This is a genomic window from Polyangiaceae bacterium (genome assembly GCA_015075635.1).
Taxonomy (GTDB): Bacteria; Myxococcota_A; Polyangia; order Polyangiales; family Polyangiaceae; genus JADJKB01.
Map to the genome: position 1 here is coordinate 54,942 of JABTUA010000003.1, position 22,991 is coordinate 77,932.

A 22,991-nucleotide genomic window follows, 5' to 3' on the forward strand; every position below is an offset into this window, starting at 1 on the left:
ACCGTGCGCCATGCGCGCGGCGATCTACGGGTGGGCCGCCGTGGGGGCGCTCGCCCTCGCGGCGTGCGGCGGTGACGACTCGTCGGGGGGCACCGCCGGGGCCGCCGGAAGCGCCGGGACGAGCAGCGGAGGGGGAGGCAGCGGTGGCGGGCCGACCGGCGGTTCCGGCGGTCTGGCCGGCGCCGGCGGAAGCAGCGCTTCGGGTGGAGCGGGAGCTGGCGGCGCCGGGGGCTCCGGCGGCGCCGCCTGCGTGGACACCTGCCCGGCGCCCGGCGGCGGGATCACTTGGGAGTGCAAGAAGCGCTTCATGTACGGCATCAACTACGCCTGGAAGGACTTCGCCGGCGACTTCGGCGGCATCGCGCCCTGGAACATCAAGGGCGTCTCCGGTCAGGCGAGCGCTCACCAGAGCGCCCTCGCCGACATGCGCGCGCACGGCGTGAGCGTGGTGCGCTGGTGGATGTTCCCCGACTTCCGGGGCGACGGCGTCGACTTCGACTCGACGGAGACGCCCACCGGTCTCGGTGGCACCGCCGTGGCGGACATCCAGAAGGCGCTCGAGCTGGCGGAGCAGGCCGACGTCTACCTGATGCTCACCGTGTTTTCCTTCGACAACTTCAAGCCGAGCGAGGACGTCGCTGGGATCTGGACGCCCGGTATCACGCCGATGGTCAAGGACGCGGCGAAGCGCAAGGCATTGCTCGACAAGGTGGTGAAGCCGGTCGCGCAGACGGTGGCGCAGAGCCCCTACGCGCGACGGGTCGTGGCCTGGGACGTGATCAACGAGCCGGAGTGGGCGATGATCGGCAGTGACCCGTATGGTGATCCCGCGTTCGAGGCGGACTCGACGCTGGCCCCGGTCTCGTTCGCCGAGATGGAGACCTTCGTCTCCGAGACGGTGGTCGCGTTGCGCAGCGAGAGCCAGGCGCTGATCACCGTGGGCGGCGCGGCGGCGAAGTGGGCCAAGGCATGGACCAAGGTGGGCGTCGATTTCTACCAGCTCCACATCTACGACTGGGTCGACAAGTACTGGCCGCACACGAACCCCGCGTCGAGCTACGGCCTCGACAAGCCCATCGTGATGGGCGAGCTGCCGCCGGGTCCCTTGAACGGCGTGCCCTATTCGAGCGTGGTGAAGAGCTTCTGGGATCAGGGCTACGCCGGCGCGTTGCCCTGGATGTACGACGGCATCAGCGCCGGCGAGCTCGATGCCGTGAAGGCCCTCGCCGACGGCCACGTCTGCGAGACGCACTACACCCAGAAGGCCAATGCCTCCGTCGAGCGAGTGGCGACGACCCGTGCTCTGCCGCCCGTGCGCAGCGTCAGGCGTTGTAGTGTCGTGGGCGGGCGCCCGAGCTGCGTGCGGCTCTGACTACCGCTCCACGAAGTCGAACACCTCGCCGAGCACGCGGGGCGCCTCGGGTCCGAGCTCGCCGTGGCTCGCGCCGGGGAGCTCCCAGAAGCGCGCGCTGACGCCGGCCTTGTCGAAGTGCTCCGCCGCAAGCCGATAGGTGCGGCGATACTCACGCCCGCCGCGCAACACCGCGACGCGCTCGAGGCCGCGGACCTTTTCGAAGGCCGGCACCGCGGGCCCACTCATCAGCACGGCGCGCCGGTAGTGCTGCGGGAACAGCCAAGCCAACGACTCCGCGCGGGACGCCCCTTCGGAGTAGCCTGCGAGCGTCACGTCGCTCTGGGCCAGCTCGACGCCCAACGCCTTGCCGACCGAGCGAATGGCGCGCTGAACGCGGTAGTCAGTGAAGCGGATGTCGTTGCCCCAACGGAAGTGCCCCGGCTGCCCCGCGCAGCCCAGCTCGCCGTGGGGGGCGATCAGCGTGGCATGACGCTGCACGGCGGGCGCCCACTCGGCGATCGTGCTCGCGTCGCTGCAGAAGCCGTGCAGGTAGACCACCACACGCCTCGAGTCGCCTTGGGCCGGGGCCACCCGGGCGGGCGCCTCGCCGGAGATCGGCACGAAGCGCACCTCGGGCAGCCGAGCATCCGGCGCTCGCGCCTCGGGCGACGGCGCCGTTGCCGGGGCCGCGGGCTCGACCGGAGTGGCAGGGAGTCGCTCGGGCTCGGCGCCCCCGGCGGGTCGGGCGTGCCGGAGCGCCCAGAGAGCGCCGCCTGCGCCGACCAGGAGGCTCAGCACGAGGAGGCGGCGCATGAAGGCAATTGTGGCATGCGTCCAGAAACTGCGCCGCTTTTCGGCGGAAGCTCAGTCGGGCGAGAAGCGCGCGCGGAGCCGGATCACCGTCGTTCCCGCGTCGGTAGGGGGCAGCGCCACGGCGGACATCCGGCGCACCACGCACTCCATCACCGCCGAGTCCGGCAGGTCGGAGCCGGCGTTCTTCGCCTGCGTGATGCGACCGTCGGCGGCGACCGTGAGCTCGAGGCCCACGCTCCCCATCAGGATCGGGTTCCGCGCCAGGCCCCGCCCGTAGCAGCTGCGCAACCCAGGCTTGGCCGACTCCAGGGGTCGCTTGCACGCTTCGGCTGTCAGCGCTCCGCTGATCTCCAGGTTCGTGAGCTCGAGCTTGGTCTTCTTGCGCGGCGCGAGCTCTTCCCGAAGCCCTGGGTCCAAGGCCTCGCCGGCTTCGGTTGCGACTTCCGGCAGATCGCCGGCCGCCACCTCGCCGCGGAGCAGCGACAGGACTCTGGCCTCTCGCTCCGCGCGCGGCGCCGATGCGACAACCGGGGCCAAGGCGAGCGGCGGCGGGGAGGCGTCGGCGCTCTGGGCCGCGCTCGGCGTTGGAGCCACCGCCACGGTGGGCTCGGGCGTTCCCGTTCCAGGGTCGCGCGCGCAGCTCGCGCTCGCGAACGCGGCGAGGAGGACCCAGCGGTTGTTCATGGCGCCTCCTTTGCGCCGGCGAGGCTCGGATCGAGCGCCGACAAGAGCGGGCCCAGGGCGCGGGCGTCGAGCGCCACCTTCTGACCCGGCACGAACACCACGTCACCGAAGCCAGCGCGGGAGCGCTTCTGGTCCATGAACCGCTGAATGATGGGCCTGGCCGCGAACAGGAGCTTCTTGTCCGCGCCGAGGGCCTCCTCCAGATCCGAGCGGCGCGGGGCCTCGTAACGAAAGCCCTCGGCGAACGGGCGGACGAAGCTGGCGGTGCCGCCGCTCTCGCGCAGCGCGACGGGGATCGCCGGCCGCGGCGTGACCAGCCAGAGCTCCAGCAGGCGAGGCTCGCCCGAGTCCGGGCGCTCCGGCTCGAAGTACGGGTAGTAAGGCAGCGGAGTGTCGAACGAGAAGCGCACCGTCTCGGACTGCGTCTTACCGACTTCCCCGTCGTCGCTGGGGACCGGGTCGTAGCGCATCGCGACGAAGAAGTATTTGGCGCGCACGTAGTGAGCGAGCCACGCGCGGGTTTCGGGGCCGCTCTCGAGGCGATGCTTGGCCAGCCAACTCGAGAGCGCCGCCTCGTCGTCCGCCGCCAGCACGAAGGCGGTGAAGCTGCCGACCTTCTTGACCTCCAACACGCGCACGCCCCCGCCCTTCGGTCCCGCGCCGGAGCCGAAGCCTTGGCCCAACCCGTGACCGACGCCGAGCGGCGAGCGATACGGGAACGCGGCGCGCAGGCGTTCGAAGGGGTTCTTGGCGAGCTTGGCGACCTCCGGTCGGGCAGGAGTCGGAACCACGAACCCGAAGGGCTGGGAAGCCGCTCGGAACACCACCTCGCGCACGAAATGCTCCCGACCCAGCTCCGGGTCATGGACGATCAGTGTCTGCTCGTAGCTCAGAGAGGGCTTGCGCTCGTCCTTCTTCAGTCTCCCCGAGAACACTCCGCCGCAGGCCTTAGCCAGCTTCGGGCCAAAGGGCCCGCCGCTCCAGAATGCCGCTGAGGCGAGGGACACCGAGAGCAGAAGCCACGCCAGGCGCCGCATCCGTGCGAAGCTAACACGCGAGCTCAGCCGTGCTCCACCACGCGGTTTCGCCCCAGGTGCTTGGCCTCGTACATCGCGGCGTCGGCCTCGCCCAGGAGCGCCTCCGGTGCCTTGTAGGCGTGCTCTGGTCCGGCGAACGTCATGCCGATGCTGATGCTGATGTTCGAGCTGTCCTCGAGCGGCAAGGAGAGGCCGGCGATGTGCGAGCGCAAGCGCTCGGCGAGGATGTGAGCGTTCTCGCGGGTGATGCGCCGCGTGACGATCACGAATTCGTCACCACCGAATCGCGCCAGAAGATCTTCGGGGCGCAAGATGCGTTGCATCGCGGCAGCGACGACCCGGAGCACGGCATCGCCGACGTGGTGTCCGTGTACGTCGTTGATCTGCTTGAAGTGGTCGATGTCCACCAGCAAGACAGCGATGGTGTCCGAGTGACGTTGGGCGAACGAGATTTCACTCGCCAGGCGCTCGAGCAAGTAGCGGCGGTTGTGGACGGACGTCAGCGCGTCCTTCACCGTGGACTCGTACAGGCGCTGCGCTGCTTCTTCCTCCAGCTCATCGGCGCAGGTCAGCTTCAGCACAGTGTGGCCGCCCAGGCGGATTCGGGTGCCGTCCACGATCTGCGTGGGCTCGCGGATGCGCCGCTCGCCGACGAAGGTCCCGTTGGTGGTCCCCAGATCCTCGACGTAGATGTGCTCCCCGCGGCGGAAGATGCGGGCGTGGACCCAGGACAGGCCCGGGTCGTCGAGGACGAAGCTCGCGTTTTCGCCGCGCCCGATCACGATGTCGGCGTCCTCGACTCGGACCACGCGGCCGAGCGGGTCGCCCCGGAGCACGGTCAGGAGGTAGCGGTCGCCAGCGGGGGCCGCGCGCTCCTTGGCCACGAAATCGGCGATTTCGGCCGCGGTCGGGACCCTCAGCTTGGTGGTGCTGATGCGACGAGCCCGGTGCGCGGGCCGGTGGCCGGTGTCGCGCGGGCGGCGGCTCGTAGGCATCATTGCACTTTCGCAGGGATACAAGTCGCGTGCCCGCTGGGGTCGTTCGGGGAAAGCCGATTGGATCCGCGTGCGTCCGAGGCAGTTCCCCTACGGTGCTTGCGCACCATTTGCGATCGCTGCGTCTCGGCATGCGATTGTTGCAGACCGCATCGGGCGAGGTGTGCCGCGAAAACTACCAGCGCCGGCCCGGTGGTGCGTTCTTCAACACTGCATCACCGTGCACCTCTTCGTTGGGAATGCTCGCCGAGAGCTCCGTGTAGAGCTTCAGCATGCGACGGAAGTCGTCGCGACGCGTCTCGGTCAGGTTCTTCCGCTCTTTGGGATCACCCACAACGTCGTACATCAGCCATCGCTCGTCGTCGCCGCGGGAGATCAGCTTGAGCTCACCGTCCAGAACGGCACGCCTTCGGTCCTGAAGGTTGTCGCGCGGCAAGTCCGCGACGATGGGGCGGGGCGGCAGGTCTTCGCCGAACACCTCGCTGACCAGGCTCTTGCCGCGCAGCGGGGGAGAGGCCGGGACTCCCATCAGCTCGAGCACCGTCGGCGCCAGATCGATGTGGCTGCGCGGCGTGCCGATGCGGCGCGGTGGCGCGTCCGGCACCAAGAACAGCAGCGGCACGTGGATCAGCGCCTCCCAGAGCTCGTAGCCATGGCGGATTTGCCCGTGCTCGCCGAAGCACTCGCCGTGATCGGCGCTGACGATGATGGCGGTGCGCTTGCCCCAGGGCTGCTTCTCGATCCACGCGATCAGATCGCCCACCGCGCGGTCGGTGAACCAGATCTCCTGGTCGTAGAGGTCCCGGGGTTCGTCGCCGAAGTCCGGGGCGTCTTCGTGCTCGAGGTAGTCGTGATGCGGATCCAGGTAGTGAAAGTACGCGAACAGTCGCCGTTCTCCGCTCGGGTCGGCGTTCTTGGCGAGCATCCGCTTCGCGGCGGCGGTCAGGCGCTCGCTCGTCGGCTTGGGCTCGGGGTTGTTGTAGATGGTGCCCGGCAGCACGTGGTAGTCGTCGAACCCCTGCTTCATGCCGTTGCCGAAGAAGTAGGCGTGGGCGTGGGCGGCCACCGCGCGGTGCCCCGCGGCCTTCAGCCGCTCGCCCAGGAACAGGTTGTCCGGGTACCACTGCGTGAAGAAGTAGCCGTTGCGCGGCATCTCGCTGGCGTATTTCCCGACCAGGAGCGGCGCGACGGAGCGCGCGGTGACGCTCGAGAGCGAGTAGGCCCGCGTGTAGCTCACGCTGCGCTTCTCCAGCGCAGTCAGGCGCGGCGCGATCTTCCGCCGGTAGCCCGCCCAGGGCATGTCGGCGCGCATGCTGTCGATCAGGATCAAGACCACGTTCAGCGGCGCGCGCTCGGCCGCCGGCGGGGCCGCGTCGGGCGGCTCGGCCGCAGGCGCGCTGGGCGCCACCGCCACGCTGACGGACGCGGGAGGCGTGGGCGCGCGCTCGGCGCTCGGGTCCGCCCGCGAGGTGCTACAGGCCGCGCAAGAAAGCGCGAAGACCAGCTCAATCCAGCGCCGATGCATAGCGAGCGATGGCCTTCTCCACGAAGCGTGGGTCGATCCCGAGCCAGATGGCAGCCGTCCCCAGCACCTCTACCTCGGCGTCCGCCAGGTCTCCATCGGCCAGCGCGATGGCCACCAGGTCTTCGAGGATCTTCTGCCGGCGTTCCGGCGAGACGCGCACACACAGCTTTTCGGCGATGCCGAGCACGCGCCGCTCGAACTCCTCGTCACTCAGCTCTTCGATCAGCGTCCCGTCCGACAGCCGACCCTCCGGTCCCACCAGCCCGATCACCAGCTCGTGCTCGGCGTCCACCACCTTGCCGTCGGCCGCAGCGACCGCCACCCCGGCCAGTGCCAAGAAGTCGCGAACGACGACGCTGGCGTCGCGCCGGTCGTTCAGGCAGCTCGGGTCCATGAGCTGCATGATCGCCGTGACCTCGCGCTCGAGCTCGGTCTGGTCGAGCTCGCCGCCCGTCTTGCCCACCAGCGCGTGGTAGGTGAGCGAGCGCGCGAACACCTCCAAGGCCCTGAGCCGGAGCGGGCTGTAGGGGGTCAGCTTGAAGAAAGCACGCACCGCCGCGTCCGGGTCTTGGCAGCACACCAGGCCGACGCGGTCGGCGCTCAGCCCCGCGTAACGCATCCAGGCGTCGTAGCGAGCGAGCTGCGTCGGGGCCAAGCGACCGTCGCGCTCGAGCAACTCCGGCGAGAGCGAGAAGTGATCGAGCAACGCATGTCCGAGCTCGTGCCCCAACACGAACGTGAGCTCCGCGCCGTCCAGCGTCTCGAGCGCAGCGCTCGACACTCCGACGAGCAGTCGCCCTCGCTCCGGAGCCGTGACGAACGCGTCGGGCAGCGGCTCGGTCAGGCAGTATGCCTCGATTTCGGCCTCGATCCCCAGGTGCTCCACCACGCGGTCGAGCGCAGCGAAGAAGTCGGGGCGGGCCTGTCGGGTCAAGCGCAGGGACGAGACGAGCCGGTCACGGCGAGCGGAAGCCACTTCATCCTCCTCGACCAATTCGCGAAACTGCGGGTCGCCGAGCAGCGCCGCGCGCAGCTCGCGGTCGCCGGCGAGCACCAGCGCGGTGAGGTCGATGCGGGGAGTCAGGGTGCTCTCGGGCATGCGCTCACCACTCCAAGATGGCGTACTCTGCCACGGGGGTGCGGTTCATCAGCCCGTCGATGAAGACGAGCCTGGCCGTCGTCGCCAGCGGCGCCCCGCTCGGCAGGCCCGTGCGATAAGCCACTCGGGTGCCATCGCTCTCCAGGTGGCGCAGCGCGCCCGGGCGGGGTTCCTCGTCCCGGGCCCAGGGCCCGAGCAGCTCGCGACACTTCGCGTCGGCGACGTGCCCGATCACCTGCGTCAGCCCAGCGGGCAGTCGGCGCGGGTCGAAGCGGCGCCCGAGCGTGTCCCCGAGATCGTGCCCGCGGTTCTGGGCGACCTCGGGGTTGGCGGGGCGATGGTAGAGCATCCCTCCGCCCTCGCCGCCCTCCCACGCGCCGGGTCGGTGCAAGCCGCGCACCGAGAGCGCGCCCGCGCTGTGGTTCGACACTGCCGCGTCGAGCGCGGCGTTCAGCGCGCCAGCTACCGCGCTCGCACGCGCGTGCTCGGCTGCGGGTAGGCCGACGGCGGTGAGATGATCGCAGGTGACCCCGGCGTGGCAGAAGACGACTTCGTCGTTCGGCGCGTAGGCCAGGCGGAGGCGTCGTGCTCGGAGCAGCGCCCACACGAGCTCACGTTGCGCCACCGAGAACGCGGAGAAATCCCGCGCCGCGACCTCGGCCGTTGCCAAGCTCGGGTACGCCTCGCACAGCGCGCGCTCGAGGTCGGGCTCCGGATCGCCGTCTCGGTAGGCGAGTATCGCTTGCTCGTGGACCGTCGCGAACGTGTCGTCGTCGAAGTCGCAGAGCTCGCCGACGCGGCCCAGGTCGTGGTTGCCTGCGATCAGCACGACCTGATCGGGTGGGTGGGCGCCGAGCCAGGCCAGGATTGCCAGGCCATCCGCTGCCGCCTTGTGCCGCTCGGTGCTGCCGCCGAAGTCGAAATGGTCGCCGATCGAGACCAGCTCGACGTCGTCGGCGAGCCAGCCGTCTTCTCCCAGGAGCCCGTGGCGCTCCAGGATCTGGAGGAACACCGGGAGCGGGGCTTGCGGGTCTCCCACCGCGACGCGGCGCGAGCGCGGGCGGCCCTCTGCCTCCTGGGGTTGCCACGGCTCGGTCGCGAGAGCGCGAGCGCGGCGCTCGGCGATCTCGGCGCGCACGTCCGGGAGGTTGTCGCATCGCTCGCGCCTATGCAATCGGTGCGTAGCTGCGCGGTCCGAGTCAGTGCGGCATCCACGTGGAGCGCGGAATTCCCGAAGGAAAACTTGCGGCATGGACGCTGCATCCGGGTGGCGCGCGGAGGTTTCCATGCGGGCGAGCTGGTTCGTGGTGGTGGGCGCGGTGGTCTCGGCGGTGACCGCCTGCGGTGGGGAGGACCAAGGCGAGCTCTTCGGCTCCGGGGGCGGCGCCGGAGCCAGCAGTGGCGGGTCCAGCACCGGTGGCAGCGGCGCGACGGGCGGCACGTCCAGCACCGGTGGCAGCGCCGGAGCGCCGAGTGGTGGCGCTGCGGGCGCCGGGGCCGCGCCGACCGGAGGCGCGGGTGGAACCGGTGGCAGTGCAACCGGGGGCACGGGCGGCAGCGCGACGGGTGGAACCGGCGGCAGCGCGACGGGCGGAACCGGCGGCAGCGCGACGGGCGGAACCGGCGGCAGCGCGACGGGCGGAACCGGAGGCAGCGCGACGGGTGGAACCGGAGGCAGCGCGACCGGAGGCACGGGTGGCGCAGCGACCGGAGGCACGGGCGGCAGCGCGACCGGCGGCAGCGGCGGCAGCGCGACCGGCGGCAGCGGCGGCACGGGCGGCGGCTGCACCGTCAAGAAGTGGTGCAAGGACAGCGACAACGACGGCTACGGCTCGCCGTTGAATCCGACTTTCTCCTGCAACAAGCCGTCCGGTGGAGGTTGGATCGAGGACGGCTCCAAGGCGGAGGCGTGCGGCGACTGCGCCGATCTGGTCAAGGAGGCGTTCCCGTTCAGCAACTACTGCGGCGCCGTCGGTTATCAGACCAACACGGGGACGTCCTTCGACTACAACTGCGACACGAACGAGAACGCCTGCGCCGACTACCAGAAGGCGGGCACCTGTGTCCTCGACGCGACCAGCGGCAAGTGCACCGGCGCCGGCTACCTGCCGGTGCCAGGCAGCACCGCCAAGAACCCCTACTGCGGCAGCTCGCAGTTCCAGGACTGCCTCGCCGTTTCGGTGGGGCTCGACGCCGGCGGGACGCTGGCGTGCGTTCCCAGCGTGAAGACGGCGAATCACCTGACCTGCAAGTGACTCGCCCCGCGTGGCGGCAGCTCGCAGGCGTCCGTGCAGCGACCGGTCCACCTCAGGCGATTCTCCGCGAAGGTCTGGTAGGCCCAGTCGAGTAGCTCTGTGACGCCCGGCGCGCGGGACAGCCACACCAGCGGTCCGAAGCCGACGGCGCCGTACAGGCGGCGGAAGACCTCCACCCCCTGGATGAAGCTTCCGTCCGGCAGGCGCGCGTGGATGCGCTGCATCAGGGTGCTCCACTCGATACCTAGCGTGCTCGGGTCGAAGTCCGGCGCAGCGATGTCGGTGAAGCGGATGCGCTGCCGCTTGCGGTCGAGCCGCTGAAGCATGCGGATCTCCTTGGTGCAGAGCGGGCAGTCCCCGTCGAAGAACACCTCGACGTCGAAATCGGGTCGATTCACGGTCAACTCAGCATTGTCCTGGACGACCGAACGTCAAGCCCTCACAGCGACTCCAGGAACGCGATCAGATCCGCCAGCTCCTGCTCGCTCAGGTGACCGGTGGCGCCGTGTGGGTCCCCGCATGCCACGCCGTGGCACACCGAGCTCAGGCAGGTGCTCTCCAGGATGGGCGCAACGTCCCACAGCCGGCGCACGAGAGCGCCACGAGGCAGGCGCAAACTCGAACCTAGCGCTCTGCCGAGGCGTCAACGGGGGGCGAGGAGTGGGATCCGGGGCTCCCAGCCGGAATCAGGGACAGTTCCCGCTCGTGACCTTCTGCCCGGTGTTGGGCATCCCGTCCCCCGGCACGTCCTGGAACACCAGCTTGATGCTCTGCGAGCCGTCCTTGCTGCGCGCCACGTGAGCGTGCGGTCCGGTGGAGTAGCCGGTGGAGCCGGACAGGCCGACCTTCTGGCCGCGCGTCACCTTCTGCCCCTTGGTGACCAGCACCTTGCTCAGGTGGGCGTAGTGCGTCTTGGTGCCGTCGGCGTGCTGCAAGACAACGATGTTCGCGTACGCGATGCACGACGAGCCGCCGCCGTTGTAGCAGGGATCGCCGGGGCCGGTCTTGTCGTAGACGTAGCTCACCGTGCCGTCGGCCATGGCCGTCATGGGCGTGCCGATGCCGAGGGAGAAGTCGTAGGCATAGGCCGAGAGGCCCTGGTGGCTGTAGCTGCCGAAGTTGCCCTGCGTCACGGTCGCGGACTTGCCGCACGCGAGCGGCAGGTAGAAGCCCGGCTTGGTCGTCACGGGCTCGTCCGTCGTGCACTTCGCCAGACCCGAGAACACGAAGCCGCTCAGCGCGCCGGTCTTGATCTCGTACCAGAGGTCGTTGCCGTCGAGCGATTCGCCCTTCACGAACGCGATCACGTCCACGATGGCGCCGGGCTCGAGGGTGCCGACGGGAGCCTTCGCCGTGGACGGGTCGGGCCGCACGTTGGCGACGTTGCCCGCCGGCACGTCGATGCGCACGCGCGGGCAGCTCGCCGGCGGTGCGGTGGAGGTCGAGCCGGCATCGACGGCGGGCGCACCGGCCTGTCCCGCGGCGCCCGCCTGTCCCGCAGCGCCGGCCTGTCCTGCGGCGCCCGCGGCTCCCCCGGCGCCGCTCGCGCCGCCGCTCGCCCAGCTCCCCGCGTCGTCCACCACCACGCCGGGGTTTTCCTCCGGCGCCGGCACGTCCTCGATGTCTCCGCCGCCGCAGGCGCCGAGCGTGGCGATCAGGGCAGCCAGGATGAAGCGGCGCATCGCCTGCGGAAGTTGCAAGGCGCGGGCCCGCGCCAAGTGCGCGACACCACTCGGGCCCGCCGCCAAGCGCGGCTTGCGAATGCCAACGGGGAGTTGGCGGCAGCGCGCTAAGCTCCCCGCCGTGCGCCGCCCCCTCCTGCTCGCCGCCCTGGCGCTCTCCTCCGCCTCGGCGTGCCGCGAGAGCGACGAGCACGCAGCTGCCGGCGGCACGGCCGGAACGGGCGGCTCGGGGGCCTGGGCTGGCACCTCGAGCGGCGGCGGCAGCGCCGCCTGTACCAGCGTGCCGGCGGTCGTCAGCTTCCTCACCGACGACGGCGTGCAGCTCGAGGCCGACGACTACCCGACCGGCGAGGGTCTCGGCCCGAGCGTCGTGCTCCTGCACATGATCCCTCCGGCCAACGATCGCTCGAACTACCCGAAGGGCTTCATCGACGCGCTGGTCGCGAAGCAGATCCGCGTGCTCAACGTGGACCGGCGCGGCGCGGGCGCCTCCGAGGGCGACCCGCTCGAAGCCTACACGGGCGACAAGGGCAAGCTCGACGCGAAGGCCGCGATGTTACACCTGACGAGCGGCGCGTGCGGCGTGGATCCGCTGCGGATCGGCGTCGTCGGAGCGTCGAACGGCACCACCACGGCTCTCGACTACGCCATCCACGCCAGCGCAAACACCGAGCTGCTCTTCCCGAGCGCGCTCGTGTTCCTGACCGGCGGCGCATACACCGAGAACCAGAACAGCCTCGGCGCGCACCACGACGAGCTGGATCAGGTGCCGATCCAGTTCGTATTCTCCGCCGCGGAGAGCGCGTGGAGCAAGGGCTACCAGAACGGTGCGCCGAGCGCGTGGCGCTTCCAGGAATACGATCCAGGCGACCACGGCACCAACATGTTCGAGGCGCGCCCTGAGAGCATCGACGCGGTCGTCGGGTTCCTGGCCGAGGTGCTCTGACGGCCCTTCAGGGCTCGTCGCAGCCGAGCAGCCCGACGGCGCACACGACCACCGCGAAGCGGAGCACTTTCGAGGCTCCCCTACTCGTCCAGCGCGAAGCGCGGCGGGCGCATGCCTCGACCGGCGTGGGTCTGGAGGTGATCGGCCAAGGTCTCGAAGGCGATCTCGTCCGCGGTCCGCGCGGGGACCCCGAGCAGCTCCGCGCAGTGCTTCAGGAACGCGCGCTCGGCCTCGGACAGGTGTCCGTCGGCAGCGGTGACGTGGGCGATGGCGCGCAAGAGGTCGAAGCGCTCCTCGCCCGCGTTGTCGCGGAGCCAGGCCGCGCTCTTCTCCAAGATCTCGTCGGCCTCGGAGCGGTTCTTGATGCGCGCGACCTCGGCCTCCGGATCCGCCGACACCGGCAAGAGCAGCTGCACCAGCGTGTTCCAGCCGGCGTCGTCCATCTCGATGTCGCCGTCGGCGTAGGCGGCCAGCAGGCCGCCGGCCAGGATGAACTCCCGGGCGTTCACGTCCAGCGGCTCGCTGGCTGCGTAGTCCATCAAGCGTGCGATCTCCGCCACCTCGGCGTCCACCGCCGCCAGGGTGCGCTGGCCCGAGCGCACCTCGCCGAAGAGCTGGAGCGCGCGCACGCGGATGGGTGTGGCCGGGTGGCTGAACTCCGCGAACAGCTCGCGGCGGCTGGCCTTCTGCAGCGACTCGAGCTGCTCCAGGATGGCCGCGATGTCGAAGCGCAGGTGCTCCGGTCCGAGCCCGCTCTGGAGCTTGAAGAACGCGCTGACCGCCACCTCCAGGTTGCCGTCCACCGCGGAGAAGCCCGCGCGGTCGGCGCTGATCTCCGCCATGCGGTCCCAGCTCTCGAGCCGGCGTAGGAGCAGCGGCGGTGCCTTGCTCTCACCGCCGGCGCTCCGCCCGAAGGCGGCGTCCGCCAGGCGGGCACGGTAGTGCCGGTAGGCCAGGTGGCCGAGCTCGTGACCGAGCACGAAGGAGAGCTCGGCGTCCGTCATGCGCTCGACCAGCGCGCTGGTGAGCGACAGGACGTGGGGCTCGTCCCCGGACATTCGGTGCATCGCCGCGGCGTTCACCTGCGGGTTCTGCCCCACGAACATCTCCAGGGGCTCGTCGAAGGCGAGCTTCTCTCGCGCGGCGTCGAGCAGGTCCATCAAGCGCGGCGCGATCATGCGAGTCAGCCGCAGCTCCGACGCCAGCACCGCGTCGTACATGGAGCGCACGCCGCCGGACTCCACGAAGTGGTCGATGACCACGTCGAGGCCGAAGCGATCGAACAGCGAGCCGATGAGATCGCGCTCCGGCCCGAAGCGGATGGGATCGAGCACGCTGCTCACGCTATGATGCCTACCACGATCCGATGCCGAAGAGGTTCTCGGTCTGGGTGTTTCTCGCGCTCACGGCTTGCGGCCCGCCGATGCGTCCGGCGCGCACCAGCGAGAGCCAGGCCCCCAGCGAGCGCGAGCTCGAGGCGGCAGAGCGCGTTCGCGAGGCGGACTGCGGCCCGAGCGCGAGCCTCTTGTTCCCCGGCGTCGCGCAGCTCTGCCAGGGGCGCACCGCAGAGGGCCTGACCATGACCGGCCTCGGCGCCGCGGAGCTCGGCACCGGGCTCGCCGTGGGCCTGAGCCGAGACGAGGGCTTCGACGGCTTCTCCCACCCCGGCGCGGCGGTGCCGCTGATCGCCTTCCAGAACATCTACGCCTATTCCTATGCGGACGCGCTGTTCCAGGAGCAGCTGGCCGCGCGCCTGCTCTACGTCCCGGAGGACACCCCCGCCGAGCTGCTGGTGGCGCCGTTCAACAAGAACGTCATGGGGCACACCGACGTCTGGGCGGGGATGCTGGTGATGCTCGCGGCGGGGATCGGGCTCTCGGCGGTCGTGGACGAAGAGCTCGGCACCCGGCACCTGGGAGAAGACGCGAACCTGTTCGGCCGCCGATTCCCGCCCGCGTCGGGCTACCCCCTGGCGGCGGGGGTCGGCGCGGGCTTGTTCAGCCATGTGGCCATCGGCGAAGAGGCGCTGTTTCGCGGCGTCTTGCTCTCGCACATGGCGCGCGAAGCTGGTCCGACCGCCGGTTGGGTCGGGTCGAGCGTGGTGTTCGGGGTCGCGCACGCGCCGAACGCGCTGGCGCTCCCCCACGACGAGCAGCTGCCCTATCTGGCGCTCGGCGTCCCGTTCATCACCGTGCTCGGCAGCTACCTCGGTCTCACCTACCAGTGGCACGACTACAGCCTGGCCGCTCCCGTCGCCATCCACTTTTGGTACGACTTCCTGCTCAGCGCGACCTTCTTCGCGCTCGACCCGGCGCGCTCGCCCCTCGCCGCGAGCGTGCGCGTGCCGTTCTGACCCTCACCGAAAGCGAGAACGGAACGCCCTGACCACCATGTCCACGCAGGCGTCGACGGGCAGCGTCGCCGTGTTCAGGAGCAGGTCGTAGTCGTGCGGATCGGACTGATCGCGGTCGAAGTGCTGGCGGTAGAACGCGGTGCGCTCGGAGTCGATGCGCAGGATCTTGGTGCGGGCGTCGCCGCGGCCCAGGCCGTCGCGGGTCGCAATCCGACGCACGCGTGCGTCCAGCGGGGCGAAGGCGCGCACGCGCAGCGTGCGCTTCGGGTCCAGGATGTACTGCGCGCCACGCCCCACGATCACACCCTTGCCGTGACGCCCGAAGGACAAGATCACCTTGGTGAGGTTCCGCAGGTAGTCCGTCGGTGAGAACGTGCCGCCGTCCATCAGCTCGCTCACCCATTGCTCGATGTCGTCCCGCGCGCGCTCGTCGAGGGACGCGACGAGCTGCTGGCGCACGCGGGCCTGCTTGGCCACCTCGTGGACGAGCTCCTGAGAATGGAACTGGAAGTTCAAGCGCTCCGCCGCCAACCGGCCCACTTCCGCGCCGCGCGCGCCGTACTCGCGCGACATCGCGATCATCGGCTTCTGCTCGACGGACTCTGGCTGGTCGCGCTTCCCCTGGACCTTCTGCTGCTCCATCCAGCGCAGGAACTGCCGATTGACCAGTTGCTCGATGGTGCGGCTCATGCCGCCATCGTACCATCAGTGCGGATCGAGATCCTCCAGACCGTAGAGCGTGGCGCTGGTGCCGAGCGCGGGTTTTTCCCAGCTGCCGAGCCCAGCGGCGCCGAGCAACGTCCCGGCCTCACCTGCCAGGTACTCTCGCACGCCGTCGTGGGTGATCATCGCGGCGTTCAGTCGCTCGGTCGAGCCGGTGAGCGTCTCCGTCCAGTTGCCCGCGGCATCTCGGCGCAGCGCGATGCCGCCGTCTCCCGCCGCCAGGCCCTTCGAAGCATCGGCGGCGATGGCGACGCCGTTCAGCGGGCCCTTCGCCGTGGCCTCCAGCGCGAAGGTCTTGCCCAGGTCCTTGCTCGCCCAGATCTGACCCTTGGAGTCCACGCTGACGATCACGCTGCCGTTCGGCGCCATGTCCACTGCGCGCAGATCTCCCGCGCCCGGCAGGGTCTGGCTGTGCCAGGTCTTGCCCAGATCGGTGGTGCTGAGCACGGTGCCGGCGTCGCCCACGACGACGATCAGATCTGCGTTGAGCGCGGCCGACGCACCGCGCAGCGTCACCGACGTTCCCGTGTCGACGGCCTTCCAGCTGTCGCCGCCGTCGTTCGAGACCGCGAGGTAGCCGTTGTCTCCGGCGGTGACGCCCGTGTACGTGGCAGTCGCGGCGTGGTGGTCGTGCGCGAAGTGCACCGTGCGCAGCGCATCGCTCGTGCCCGAGCCCTGCTTCTGCCACGTCTCCCCGCCGTCGCGCGTGCGCCCGACGAAGCCGCTCTCGCCGGCTGCCCAGCCATCCAGGTTCCCGACGCAGGTGACCGCGAACAGATCGTGCGGCACCAGCGTGCGCGTGCTCCAGGTCACGCCGTCGAAGGTTTGTGCGAACGCGCCGTCGGCGCCGACCGCGGCCTGCCAGCCGCTCGGCGTGCCCGAGTCGCTCTTGCTCGTCTTCTTGTCGTCGTCGTTGCCACACCCCACGAGCAGGAACGCCAGCGCCAGCAGCCCGCCCAACTTGATCCCCGTCATGTCCGCCAGGGTACGCCCCCGAGGGCTGCTGCAAATAGCCCAGGGATTTCAGTACACTATCCGATAGTGTGCGAATTTGTGGGCCCATGTATGTTTTTGTGCGTGCGCGCCTCCGGTCATGGAGTTACAAAGCCCCGCCATGGCCAACCGCACCACCTCCCTCGGGCTCGCGGCACAGCTTGCCGCGCTCTGTTTCCTCGCGACCGCCGCCTGCGCAGCGCCGACAGGAATCGAGAACGAATCGGCCGAGGGCAACGGTGAGCCCGCGGCGCCGGCGGTGGGCAGCGGCACGGGGACCGACACGGTGACCGGCCTCGCGCCGAGCGCAGGCGGGGCGACCGGCAGCGGTGGCAGCGCTGGAGCCGCGGGCGCGGCGGGCGCGGCGGGCGCGGCGGGCGCGGCGGGCGCGCCGAGTGGCGGCGGCAGCGGTGGCGCGCCGACCACCACGCCGGGCCTCGAGGGCGAGTGGGGCTTCGACGACGTCGGAGCGCTGACGACCAAGGACGCCTCTGGGCATTCGCACCACGGCTCGCTCATCGGCACGGGTGTGAGCGTGGTCAACGGCGGCAAAGTCGGCTCGGCGGCGAGCTTCTCCGGCGGCGATGGCCGAATCTCGATCCCCAGCGCTCCGGCGCTGGATTTCACCAAGGCCGCCACCATCGAGCTCTGGGTGAAGCTGAGCAGCATGACGGCGGGCTCCATCGTCGGGCGCCTCGGCTCGTCGGGCGATGGCGTGGCCATCCGCACCGCGCAGGGCAACGTTCAGGCGTCGTTCACTCGCGCCGGCTTCGGCTCGGCCATCGTCACCAGCGAGCCGGGCGTCTTGGCCTCGGGCTGGACTCACCTCGCGGTGGTCAACGACGGCTCGACGCTCAAGCTCTACCTGAACGGGAAGCTCCACAAGACCGAGACCGGAGGGCAGCTCGGCTACGTGAACGGCAACCTCTCCGTGGGCAAGAGCGGCTCGGACATGGCACTGAACGGATACGTCGACGAGCTCAAGTGGTGGTCGATCGCGCGTAGCAACGAGGAAGTTTGCAGCGACGCTGGAGGAGTCTGGGCCAGCGGCGAGTGCGCGCTGTGAGCCGCATCCCGCGTCCGCGCCCCTGGTTTGTTGCACCTTGATTGCGCGGCGGGCGTTCTTCTGTGAAAATTGAAGCCTTGGGTACGCTCGGATTTCCCGAGCGCCCTGGAGGCATTCGATGCAGTCGCTTCTTCGATCCGCGGTCGTCGGGTGCTTGGTGGTCGTGGCGGCCGCCGCGGTCGGATGTGCGAGCGGGGAGAGCAGCGGCACACCCGCTGTCGGCGGCGGGACGAGCATCGGCGGCAGCGGCACCGGCGCGAGCGGCGGCACGAGCGGAACGGGCGGCAGCAGCGTCGGCGGTGGCGCGGGCACCGACGGCGGCGCAGGCACCGGCGGCGGTTGGCCGGGCGAGTGCAGCGGAGCGGCCGAGCAGCCCTGCTATGGCGGACCCGCCGGCACCGAAGGCGTCGGCGAGTGCAAGGCCGGCAAGCAGGTGTGCGAGAACGGCAAGTGGAGCGCCTGCCAAGGCGAGGTCATCCCCGCGGACGAGACCTGCGACAAGCGCGACAACGACTGCGACGGTCTCGAAGACGAGGACCAGGGACAGACGACCTGCGGCAAGGGCGCCTGCCAGGTGACCGTCGAGAACTGCGTCGCCGGTGTGGCTCAGACCTGCACTCCGAAGCAGGGCAGCGCGACGGAGCAGTGCGACGGCACCGATGACAACTGCGACGGCCAGGTGGACGAGGGCTGCTCCTGCACGAACGGCCAGACGCAGGCCTGCTACACCGGCGCCCCGGCCACCAAGAACGTCGGCGAGTGCAGCGCCGGCACGCAGACCTGCAGCGGCGGCAAGTGGGGCACGTGCAGCGGCGAGCAGCTCCCGGTCGCGGAGAAGTGCAACGGGCTCGACGACGACTGCGACGGGCAGACCGACGAGGGCAACCCGCAGGGCGGCCAGACCTGCAATACCGGCAAGCAGGGCGCGTGCGGCGCGGGCACGACTGCTTGTCAGAACAGCACGCTGGTCTGCAACCAGAACGTCCAGCCGAGCGCAGAGATCTGCGACGGCGTGGACAACAACTGCAACGGCAGCGCGGACGAGGGCAATCCGGGCAGCGGTCAGACCTGCAGCACCGGCAAGCTCGGCGTCTGCTCTGCGGGCACGACGCAGTGCCAGAGCGGCGGCATCGTCTGCGCTCAGAACGTCCAGCCGAGCACGGAGACCTGCGACGGCGCGGACAACAACTGCAACGGGAACGTGGACGAGGGCTGCAACTGCCTGAATGGCACCACCCAGGGCTGCTACACCGGCGCCCCGGGCACGCAGGGTGTGGGGCAGTGCAAGGCCGGCACCCAGACCTGCACCAACGGCAACTGGGGCGCTTGCACCGGTCAGGTGATCCCGACGACGGAGACCTGCAACGCCAAGGACGACAACTGCAACGGCTCCACGGACGAGAACAATCCGGGTGGCGGCGGCGGCTGCACCACGGGTCTGCCCGGGATCTGCAGCGCGGGCAGCTACCAGTGTCAGGGAGGCTCGCTCCAGTGCGTGCAGAGCCAGCAGGCGGCGCCGAGCGACACCTGCGGCAACAACCAGGACGACAACTGCAACGGCCAGGTGGACGAGAACTGCGGCTGCCCGCACGACGTGTGCTCGGCGGGCGTCGCGCTGCCCAACGGTTGTGACGCGGCGACGGGCAACTGTGTGTCCAAGGTGTGCGCCGTGGACTCGTACTGCTGCAGCGGAAGCTGGGACTCGATCTGCGTGTCGGAGGTCCGCACCGTCTGCAAGAGCCTGAAGTGCTCCGAGTCCCAAGGGAGCTGCGCGCACACGCTGTGTGTCACGGGCACCCAACTGGTCAGCGGCTGCGACAGCGCGAAGGCGAACTGCGTCAGCGCCATCTGCGCCGCTGACTCCTACTGCTGCACCTACGGCTGGGACAGCTATTGCGTGAGCGAGGTCGCCTCGGTCTGCGCCAACGGCTACAACTGCCTGTGAGCGAGCTCCGCCTCACGCCCATCGGCGTGGTGCGCTCGCCGTTCGGCGAGCCGGCGGAGGCGCCGCGACAACCCGCCGCCGCACGCGGCGTCGAGGCTCGGATCGAGCTCGACCCGGGGCGCGGCTTCGAGTTCGCGCTCGAGGACGTCGAGAGCTGGCGCTACCTGTGGGTGCTGTTCTGGTTCGACCGCGCCGAAGGCTGGCGCCCCAAGGTGCGACCGCCCCGCAGCCGGGAGCGCCGCGGAGTGTTCGCCACCCGCTCGCCGCACCGGCCCAACCCCATCGGCTTGTCGGTGGTGGAGCTGGTGCGCGTGGAGGGGCTCACGCTGCACGTCCGGGACGTGGACATCCTGGACGGAACCCCCGTGCTCGATCTGAAGCCCTACGTCGCCTACACCGACGTCCCACCGGACCCGGGCACGGGTTGGCTCGAGGCCGAGGCTCGACAGGATCCAGGGCCGCGCTGGGAGGTGCGGCTCTCGGCGCGGGCGGCGGAGCAGGCGGGCTTCCTCCGCGACCGCTTCGGCATCGAGCTGGTCGAGCCGGTGACGCAGGCGCTCTCGCTGGGGCCCGCGCCGCATCCCTATCGGCGCATCAAGCGGGACGGGGACGAGCTGGTGATCGCCCACAAGGACTGGCGCGCGCGCTTCCGGGTGGAGGGGACGAGCGTCACGGTCCTCGGCTTCGCGAGCGGATATCGCCCGCGCGAGCTCCACGCCCCGGCGGGCTCCAGCCTGGAGCCGCACCGCTGCTTCGTTCAGGCTTTCGGCTACCCCGGGGACCGGACGTAGCCGAGACGGCCGCGCTGAACTAGAATCGGGGCAGATGACCGGCTGGGCTTTTTGGTCACGGCTCGTCGCCATGCTCGGCGCGACGTTCCTCGTGGGGTGCGCCGTCTCGGACACCAACCTGTTCGGCATGAGCGACGCGGGTGTGAACGACTCGGGCACAGGCGGCGCCGGCAGCGGCGGAGGCCCGCAGAGCGGTGGGTCAGGCGGTGCCGTCGGCGGTGCTGCGGGGTCGGGCGGCGCCGCCACGGGTGGTGCTACGACAGGTGGCGCGGGCGGCAGCACGGGCGCGACGGGTGGCGTCGGCGGTGGCACTGGCGGCTTCGGCGGCAGCACCGGCGGCTTCGGCGGCAGCACCGGTGGCTTCGGCGGCAGCACCGGCGGCTTCGGCGGCAGCACCGGTGGGAGCGGAGGCACCTCCACGGCCAGCTGTTGCACGGCGCACAGCACGCCGGGGTGCGCCACCGCCAGCATCCAGAGCTGCGTCTGCGCGCAGGACTCCTTCTGCTGCACCACAGCCTGGGACTCCGGTTGCGTGAGCGAGGTGCAGACGCTCGGTTGCGGGAGCTGTGGCACCGGAGGCAGCGGCGGAGTTGGCGGTAGCGGCGGAGTTGGCGGTAGCGGCGGCTTCGGCGGCAGCGGCGGTTTCGGCGGCAGCGGCGGTTTCGGTGGTAGCGGTGGCAGCGGCGGAGCGACCGCCGGTGACTGCTGCGTCACGCACTCCACGCCGAGCTGCGGCAACGCCTCCGTCGCCTCCTGCGTGTGCCTCTACGACTCGTACTGCTGCACCTACTCGTGGGATAGCCTCTGCGTCAGCGAGGTCACTTCGTACGGCTGCGGCACCTGCTGACAAAGTGTCAGAGCGGCCCAAGCTGCGTGGCTCCAGCGCGTCAGATTGACTGAGCCACGGCGCTGTTCGGTCGAAATTTGGCCGGATTCTGCGGCGGCACGCGGCTTGCTGGAGCAAGAGCGATGTCTGGTTTTGGTCGTCCCGTGCGCCGTCGTTTCACCTGGCTCGAGCTCGCGCTCGGCGCCGGCATCGCCGCGGTGCTCGTCACCGGAGGCGCGTTCTTCTTTCGCCCCGGGGCGAAGGTCGATGAAGCGGATCTGGCGGTTCGCGACGCGCAGCGCATCCGCGAGGCGGCGGTCGAGTGGCGCGAGGGGAATCCGCGCGGTTGTCCGACCCTGACCCAGCTCCAGCACGAGAGGAAGCTCTCCTCCCAAGCTCGTACCGACGATCCCTGGGGCAGCCGCTACCGCGTCGCCTGCACCGAGAGCGGCATCGTCGTGCTCTCGCCGGGTCGCGACCAGAAGCCAGGGACGGCGGATGACGTGTCAGTCCCGAGGAGCTGACGGAACCTCGCGGAACGGAGCGCGGCCTGGGGGCGCGGTGAGCATCGCCTGCGAGAGATAGGGCATCGCCAGCGGCACCAGATCGATGGACGGATCGAGCTGCTTGCCCAGCCCTTCGGCCACCAGGAGCGCAATGTTCACCACGGTGAACGAGGGATCGATCTGCACGCGATGCCGCCGCAGGATGTTCATCATGCCGCTCACCGCCCGGCTGACCTCGACCTCGCCGAGCTTCTTGTCGTAGAGACCGCCCAGGAAGCCGACGACGTCGCGCTCGAAGGCCCGGTAGTCGGTGCCGCTCACGGTGGGCGCGTAGATGTAGAAGAGGCGCGCGCACTCCGCCCCGTTCTGCTGCGACAGCGCGACGAAGGTCTCCACCCAGGGTCGGAGCAGGTCGCTCGGGATCTCGCTCACCATGCCCAGGTCGATCAGCACCACGCGGTCGTCGGGCGTCAGGATGATGTTGCCGGGGTGCAAGTCGGCGTGGACGAAGCCGTCCGTGAAGATCATCTTCAGCACCGCTTCGCCGCCCAGCCGGGCCAGCTTGGCGCGGTCCCCGCCCACCTTCTCCGGCTCGGTCGCCTTCACGCCGTCGACGAACTCCATGCACAGCACGCGGCGCGTGCAGAGCTCGTCGATCAGCGCCGGCACGCCCACGTTCTCCACCTCGGCGAAGCTCTTGGCGAAGCGCCGGTTGTTCTCCGCCTCGCGGCAGAAGTCGAGCTGACCGTGCAGCGCCTCACCGAAGCGCTCCACCGCCCCGGGCAGCGACAGCATGCGCACGGTTTCGAAGCGGTCGAGCAGCCTGGCCCAGAAGCTCAGGATGCTGAGGTCACGCTCGATCTGCCGCTGGGCGTCGGGGCGCTGGACCTTCAGCGCCACGACCCGACCTGTCCTGAGACGCGCGCGGTGGACTTGCGCGACGCTGGCAGCGGCCACCGGCGTCTCGTCGATCTCGGCGATCAGCTCGCGTTCCTTGTCCGCGCCGACCTCGTCGTCGAGGACGCGGCGCACGGCGGGGAACGGCGCGGGAGGTACGGCGTCCTGCAGCCGCGCGAGCGGCTCGATGAAGCCGGGGCCGAGTAGGTCGGGACGCGTGCTCAGGATCTGTCCGAACTTGATGAACGTCGCGCCCAACTTCTGCAGCAGCCGGGCCAGCGCCTCGCCGCGCAGGAGCTCGACCTGCTCTGGGCCGAGCCGACCCGCCCAGGCGCGCCGCCACAGGTAACCGAGACAGGCCAGCGTGCACGTCACGAAGATGTGCAGGAAGCGCAGCCAGAGTCCGAGGTATCTGGTCAACTTGCGCACTTTCACGCGACGAAATGCCCGCTGTGCAGGCGCTTCTTCGTAGCGTGACCTGCCAGAGCGTCGCGAGTCATG

Annotated in this window: 23 protein-coding genes; 9 read left to right on the plus strand and 14 right to left on the minus strand. The window is 70.2% G+C overall.

The genetic code is table 11. The features are described 5' to 3' along the window. Nucleotides 1-10: 10 nt before the first annotated feature. Entirely contained in the window at nucleotides 11-1,372 is a 1,362-nt protein-coding gene (locus tag HS104_30795; GenBank protein ID MBE7484344.1) for a hypothetical protein, read from the plus strand. Here HS104_30795 and HS104_30800 read toward each other — a convergent pair whose 3' ends face one another. The 7 genes from HS104_30800 to HS104_30830 form a co-directional block, all read right to left on the minus strand. Further along, on the minus strand, nucleotides 1,373-2,167 hold the full coding sequence (locus HS104_30800; GenBank protein MBE7484345.1) for a hypothetical protein: 795 nt from the start codon (nucleotides 2,165-2,167) through the stop codon (nucleotides 1,373-1,375). 51 nt (nucleotides 2,168-2,218) lie between these two features. Continuing rightward, complete coding sequence (locus HS104_30805; GenBank protein ID MBE7484346.1) at nucleotides 2,219-2,851, minus strand: AgmX/PglI C-terminal domain-containing protein; 633 nt, start codon at nucleotides 2,849-2,851, stop codon at nucleotides 2,219-2,221. Continuing rightward, the gene (locus HS104_30810; GenBank protein MBE7484347.1) at nucleotides 2,848-3,888 is read right to left on the minus strand and encodes a DUF2330 domain-containing protein; all 1,041 of its coding nucleotides are present in this window, start codon (nucleotides 3,886-3,888) and stop codon (nucleotides 2,848-2,850) included. The genes HS104_30805 and HS104_30810 overlap by 4 nt, the downstream gene beginning before the upstream one ends. 23 nt (nucleotides 3,889-3,911) lie before the next feature. Then, the gene (locus tag HS104_30815) at nucleotides 3,912-4,883 is read right to left on the minus strand and encodes a GGDEF domain-containing protein (GenBank protein ID MBE7484348.1); all 972 of its coding nucleotides are present in this window, start codon (nucleotides 4,881-4,883) and stop codon (nucleotides 3,912-3,914) included. Nucleotides 4,884-5,058: 175 nt separating this feature from the next. After that, nucleotides 5,059-6,408 carry a sulfatase gene (locus tag HS104_30820; GenBank protein MBE7484349.1) on the minus strand — a complete coding sequence of 450 codons (1,350 nt, stop codon included), beginning with the start codon at nucleotides 6,406-6,408 and terminating at the stop codon, nucleotides 5,059-5,061. Next, nucleotides 6,389-7,507, minus strand: a complete 1,119-nt coding sequence (locus HS104_30825) for a M48 family metalloprotease (protein ID MBE7484350.1) — start codon at nucleotides 7,505-7,507, stop codon at nucleotides 6,389-6,391. The genes HS104_30820 and HS104_30825 overlap by 20 nt, the downstream gene beginning before the upstream one ends. Before the next feature lie 4 nt (nucleotides 7,508-7,511). Continuing rightward, nucleotides 7,512-8,645, minus strand: a complete 1,134-nt coding sequence (locus tag HS104_30830; GenBank protein ID MBE7484351.1) for a transcriptional regulator — start codon at nucleotides 8,643-8,645, stop codon at nucleotides 7,512-7,514. A 148-nt stretch (nucleotides 8,646-8,793) separates the two neighbouring features. Here HS104_30830 and HS104_30835 point away from each other — a divergent pair, with 148 nt between their 5' ends. Then, entirely contained in the window at nucleotides 8,794-9,762 is a 969-nt protein-coding gene (locus tag HS104_30835; GenBank protein MBE7484352.1) for a hypothetical protein, read from the plus strand. Here HS104_30835 and HS104_30840 read toward each other — a convergent pair. From HS104_30840 to HS104_30850, 3 genes are all read right to left on the minus strand, one after another. After that, the gene (locus HS104_30840) at nucleotides 9,744-10,088 is read right to left on the minus strand and encodes a DUF393 domain-containing protein (GenBank protein MBE7484353.1); all 345 of its coding nucleotides are present in this window, start codon (nucleotides 10,086-10,088) and stop codon (nucleotides 9,744-9,746) included. The genes HS104_30835 and HS104_30840 overlap by 19 nt on opposite strands. Nucleotides 10,089-10,201: 113 nt before the next feature. Further along, complete coding sequence (locus HS104_30845) at nucleotides 10,202-10,354, minus strand: hypothetical protein (GenBank protein ID MBE7484354.1); 153 nt, start codon at nucleotides 10,352-10,354, stop codon at nucleotides 10,202-10,204. A 94-nt stretch (nucleotides 10,355-10,448) separates the two neighbouring features. Continuing rightward, the gene (locus tag HS104_30850; protein MBE7484355.1) at nucleotides 10,449-11,444 is read right to left on the minus strand and encodes a M23 family metallopeptidase; all 996 of its coding nucleotides are present in this window, start codon (nucleotides 11,442-11,444) and stop codon (nucleotides 10,449-10,451) included. Between the two features lie 121 nt (nucleotides 11,445-11,565). Here HS104_30850 and HS104_30855 point away from each other — a divergent pair, with 121 nt between their 5' ends. Continuing rightward, nucleotides 11,566-12,390 (plus strand): alpha/beta hydrolase, encoded by an 825-nt coding sequence (locus tag HS104_30855; GenBank protein ID MBE7484356.1) that lies wholly within the window; start codon nucleotides 11,566-11,568, stop codon nucleotides 12,388-12,390. 80 nt (nucleotides 12,391-12,470) lie between these two features. On the opposite strand, the gene HS104_30860 is transcribed toward HS104_30855, so the two are convergent. Beyond that, entirely contained in the window at nucleotides 12,471-13,733 is a 1,263-nt protein-coding gene (locus tag HS104_30860) for a M48 family metalloprotease (GenBank protein ID MBE7484357.1), read from the minus strand. Nucleotides 13,734-13,756: 23 nt separating this feature from the next. Here HS104_30860 and HS104_30865 point away from each other — a divergent pair, with 23 nt between their 5' ends. Beyond that, nucleotides 13,757-14,743, plus strand: coding sequence for a CPBP family intramembrane metalloprotease (locus tag HS104_30865; GenBank protein MBE7484358.1), 987 nt, complete (start codon nucleotides 13,757-13,759; stop codon nucleotides 14,741-14,743). Nucleotides 14,744-14,746: 3 nt separating this feature from the next. Here HS104_30865 and HS104_30870 read toward each other — a convergent pair whose 3' ends face one another. Both HS104_30870 and HS104_30875 read right to left on the minus strand, forming a co-directional pair. Then, the gene (locus tag HS104_30870) at nucleotides 14,747-15,433 is read right to left on the minus strand and encodes a cytidylate kinase-like family protein (GenBank protein MBE7484359.1); all 687 of its coding nucleotides are present in this window, start codon (nucleotides 15,431-15,433) and stop codon (nucleotides 14,747-14,749) included. 15 nt (nucleotides 15,434-15,448) lie between these two features. Continuing rightward, nucleotides 15,449-16,441: a hypothetical protein gene (locus HS104_30875; GenBank protein ID MBE7484360.1), complete on the minus strand. Its 993-nt coding sequence runs from the start codon at nucleotides 16,439-16,441 to the stop codon at nucleotides 15,449-15,451. 139 nt (nucleotides 16,442-16,580) lie between these two features. On the opposite strand from HS104_30875, the gene HS104_30880 reads away from it, so the two are divergent. The 5 genes from HS104_30880 (at nucleotide 16,581) to HS104_30900 (ending at nucleotide 21,611) form a co-directional block, all read left to right on the plus strand. Beyond that, nucleotides 16,581-17,525 (plus strand): LamG domain-containing protein, encoded by a 945-nt coding sequence (locus tag HS104_30880; protein ID MBE7484361.1) that lies wholly within the window; start codon nucleotides 16,581-16,583, stop codon nucleotides 17,523-17,525. A gap of 118 nt (nucleotides 17,526-17,643) precedes the next feature. Continuing rightward, nucleotides 17,644-19,470, plus strand: a complete 1,827-nt coding sequence (locus tag HS104_30885) for a hypothetical protein (GenBank protein ID MBE7484362.1) — start codon at nucleotides 17,644-17,646, stop codon at nucleotides 19,468-19,470. After that, nucleotides 19,467-20,261 carry a tRNA (N6-threonylcarbamoyladenosine(37)-N6)-methyltransferase TrmO gene (tsaA, locus tag HS104_30890; protein MBE7484363.1) on the plus strand — a complete coding sequence of 265 codons (795 nt, stop codon included), beginning with the start codon at nucleotides 19,467-19,469 and terminating at the stop codon, nucleotides 20,259-20,261. Before HS104_30885 ends, tsaA begins: the two co-directional genes overlap by 4 nt. Before the next feature lie 34 nt (nucleotides 20,262-20,295). Continuing rightward, nucleotides 20,296-21,108 (plus strand): hypothetical protein, encoded by an 813-nt coding sequence (locus HS104_30895; GenBank protein MBE7484364.1) that lies wholly within the window; start codon nucleotides 20,296-20,298, stop codon nucleotides 21,106-21,108. A 122-nt stretch (nucleotides 21,109-21,230) separates the two neighbouring features. After that, the gene (locus HS104_30900) at nucleotides 21,231-21,611 is read left to right on the plus strand and encodes a hypothetical protein (protein ID MBE7484365.1); all 381 of its coding nucleotides are present in this window, start codon (nucleotides 21,231-21,233) and stop codon (nucleotides 21,609-21,611) included. Here HS104_30900 and HS104_30905 read toward each other — a convergent pair. Further along, nucleotides 21,594-22,910, minus strand: a complete 1,317-nt coding sequence (locus tag HS104_30905) for an AarF/ABC1/UbiB kinase family protein (protein MBE7484366.1) — start codon at nucleotides 22,908-22,910, stop codon at nucleotides 21,594-21,596. The genes HS104_30900 and HS104_30905 overlap by 18 nt on opposite strands. Between the last annotated feature and the right edge of the window lie 81 nt (nucleotides 22,911-22,991).

Excerpts from the sequence above, each read along its gene's own strand:
- HS104_30835 (MBE7484352.1), top strand. The coding sequence starts at position 8,794 with ATGCGGGCGAGCTGGTTCGTGGTGGTGGGCGCGGTGGTCTCGGCGGTG.
- HS104_30825 (MBE7484350.1), bottom strand. The coding sequence starts at position 7,507 with ATGCCCGAGAGCACCCTGACTCCCCGCATCGACCTCACCGCGCTGGTG.
- HS104_30840 (MBE7484353.1), bottom strand. The coding sequence starts at position 10,088 with ATGCTTCAGCGGCTCGACCGCAAGCGGCAGCGCATCCGCTTCACCGAC.
- HS104_30850 (MBE7484355.1), bottom strand. The coding sequence starts at position 11,444 with ATGCGCCGCTTCATCCTGGCTGCCCTGATCGCCACGCTCGGCGCCTGC.
- HS104_30820 (MBE7484349.1), bottom strand. The coding sequence starts at position 6,408 with ATGCATCGGCGCTGGATTGAGCTGGTCTTCGCGCTTTCTTGCGCGGCC.
- HS104_30800 (MBE7484345.1), bottom strand. The coding sequence starts at position 2,167 with ATGCGCCGCCTCCTCGTGCTGAGCCTCCTGGTCGGCGCAGGCGGCGCT.
- HS104_30875 (MBE7484360.1), bottom strand. The coding sequence starts at position 16,441 with ATGACGGGGATCAAGTTGGGCGGGCTGCTGGCGCTGGCGTTCCTGCTC.
- HS104_30880 (MBE7484361.1), top strand. The coding sequence starts at position 16,581 with ATGGCCAACCGCACCACCTCCCTCGGGCTCGCGGCACAGCTTGCCGCG.
- HS104_30865 (MBE7484358.1), top strand. The coding sequence starts at position 13,757 with ATGCCGAAGAGGTTCTCGGTCTGGGTGTTTCTCGCGCTCACGGCTTGC.
- HS104_30885 (MBE7484362.1), top strand. The coding sequence starts at position 17,644 with ATGCAGTCGCTTCTTCGATCCGCGGTCGTCGGGTGCTTGGTGGTCGTG.
- HS104_30805 (MBE7484346.1), bottom strand. The coding sequence starts at position 2,851 with ATGAACAACCGCTGGGTCCTCCTCGCCGCGTTCGCGAGCGCGAGCTGC.
- HS104_30810 (MBE7484347.1), bottom strand. The coding sequence starts at position 3,888 with ATGCGGCGCCTGGCGTGGCTTCTGCTCTCGGTGTCCCTCGCCTCAGCG.
- HS104_30870 (MBE7484359.1), bottom strand. The coding sequence starts at position 15,433 with ATGAGCCGCACCATCGAGCAACTGGTCAATCGGCAGTTCCTGCGCTGG.
- HS104_30900 (MBE7484365.1), top strand. The coding sequence starts at position 21,231 with ATGTCTGGTTTTGGTCGTCCCGTGCGCCGTCGTTTCACCTGGCTCGAG.
- HS104_30895 (MBE7484364.1), top strand. The coding sequence starts at position 20,296 with ATGACCGGCTGGGCTTTTTGGTCACGGCTCGTCGCCATGCTCGGCGCG.
- HS104_30795 (MBE7484344.1), top strand. The coding sequence starts at position 11 with ATGCGCGCGGCGATCTACGGGTGGGCCGCCGTGGGGGCGCTCGCCCTC.
- HS104_30815 (MBE7484348.1), bottom strand. The coding sequence starts at position 4,883 with ATGCCTACGAGCCGCCGCCCGCGCGACACCGGCCACCGGCCCGCGCAC.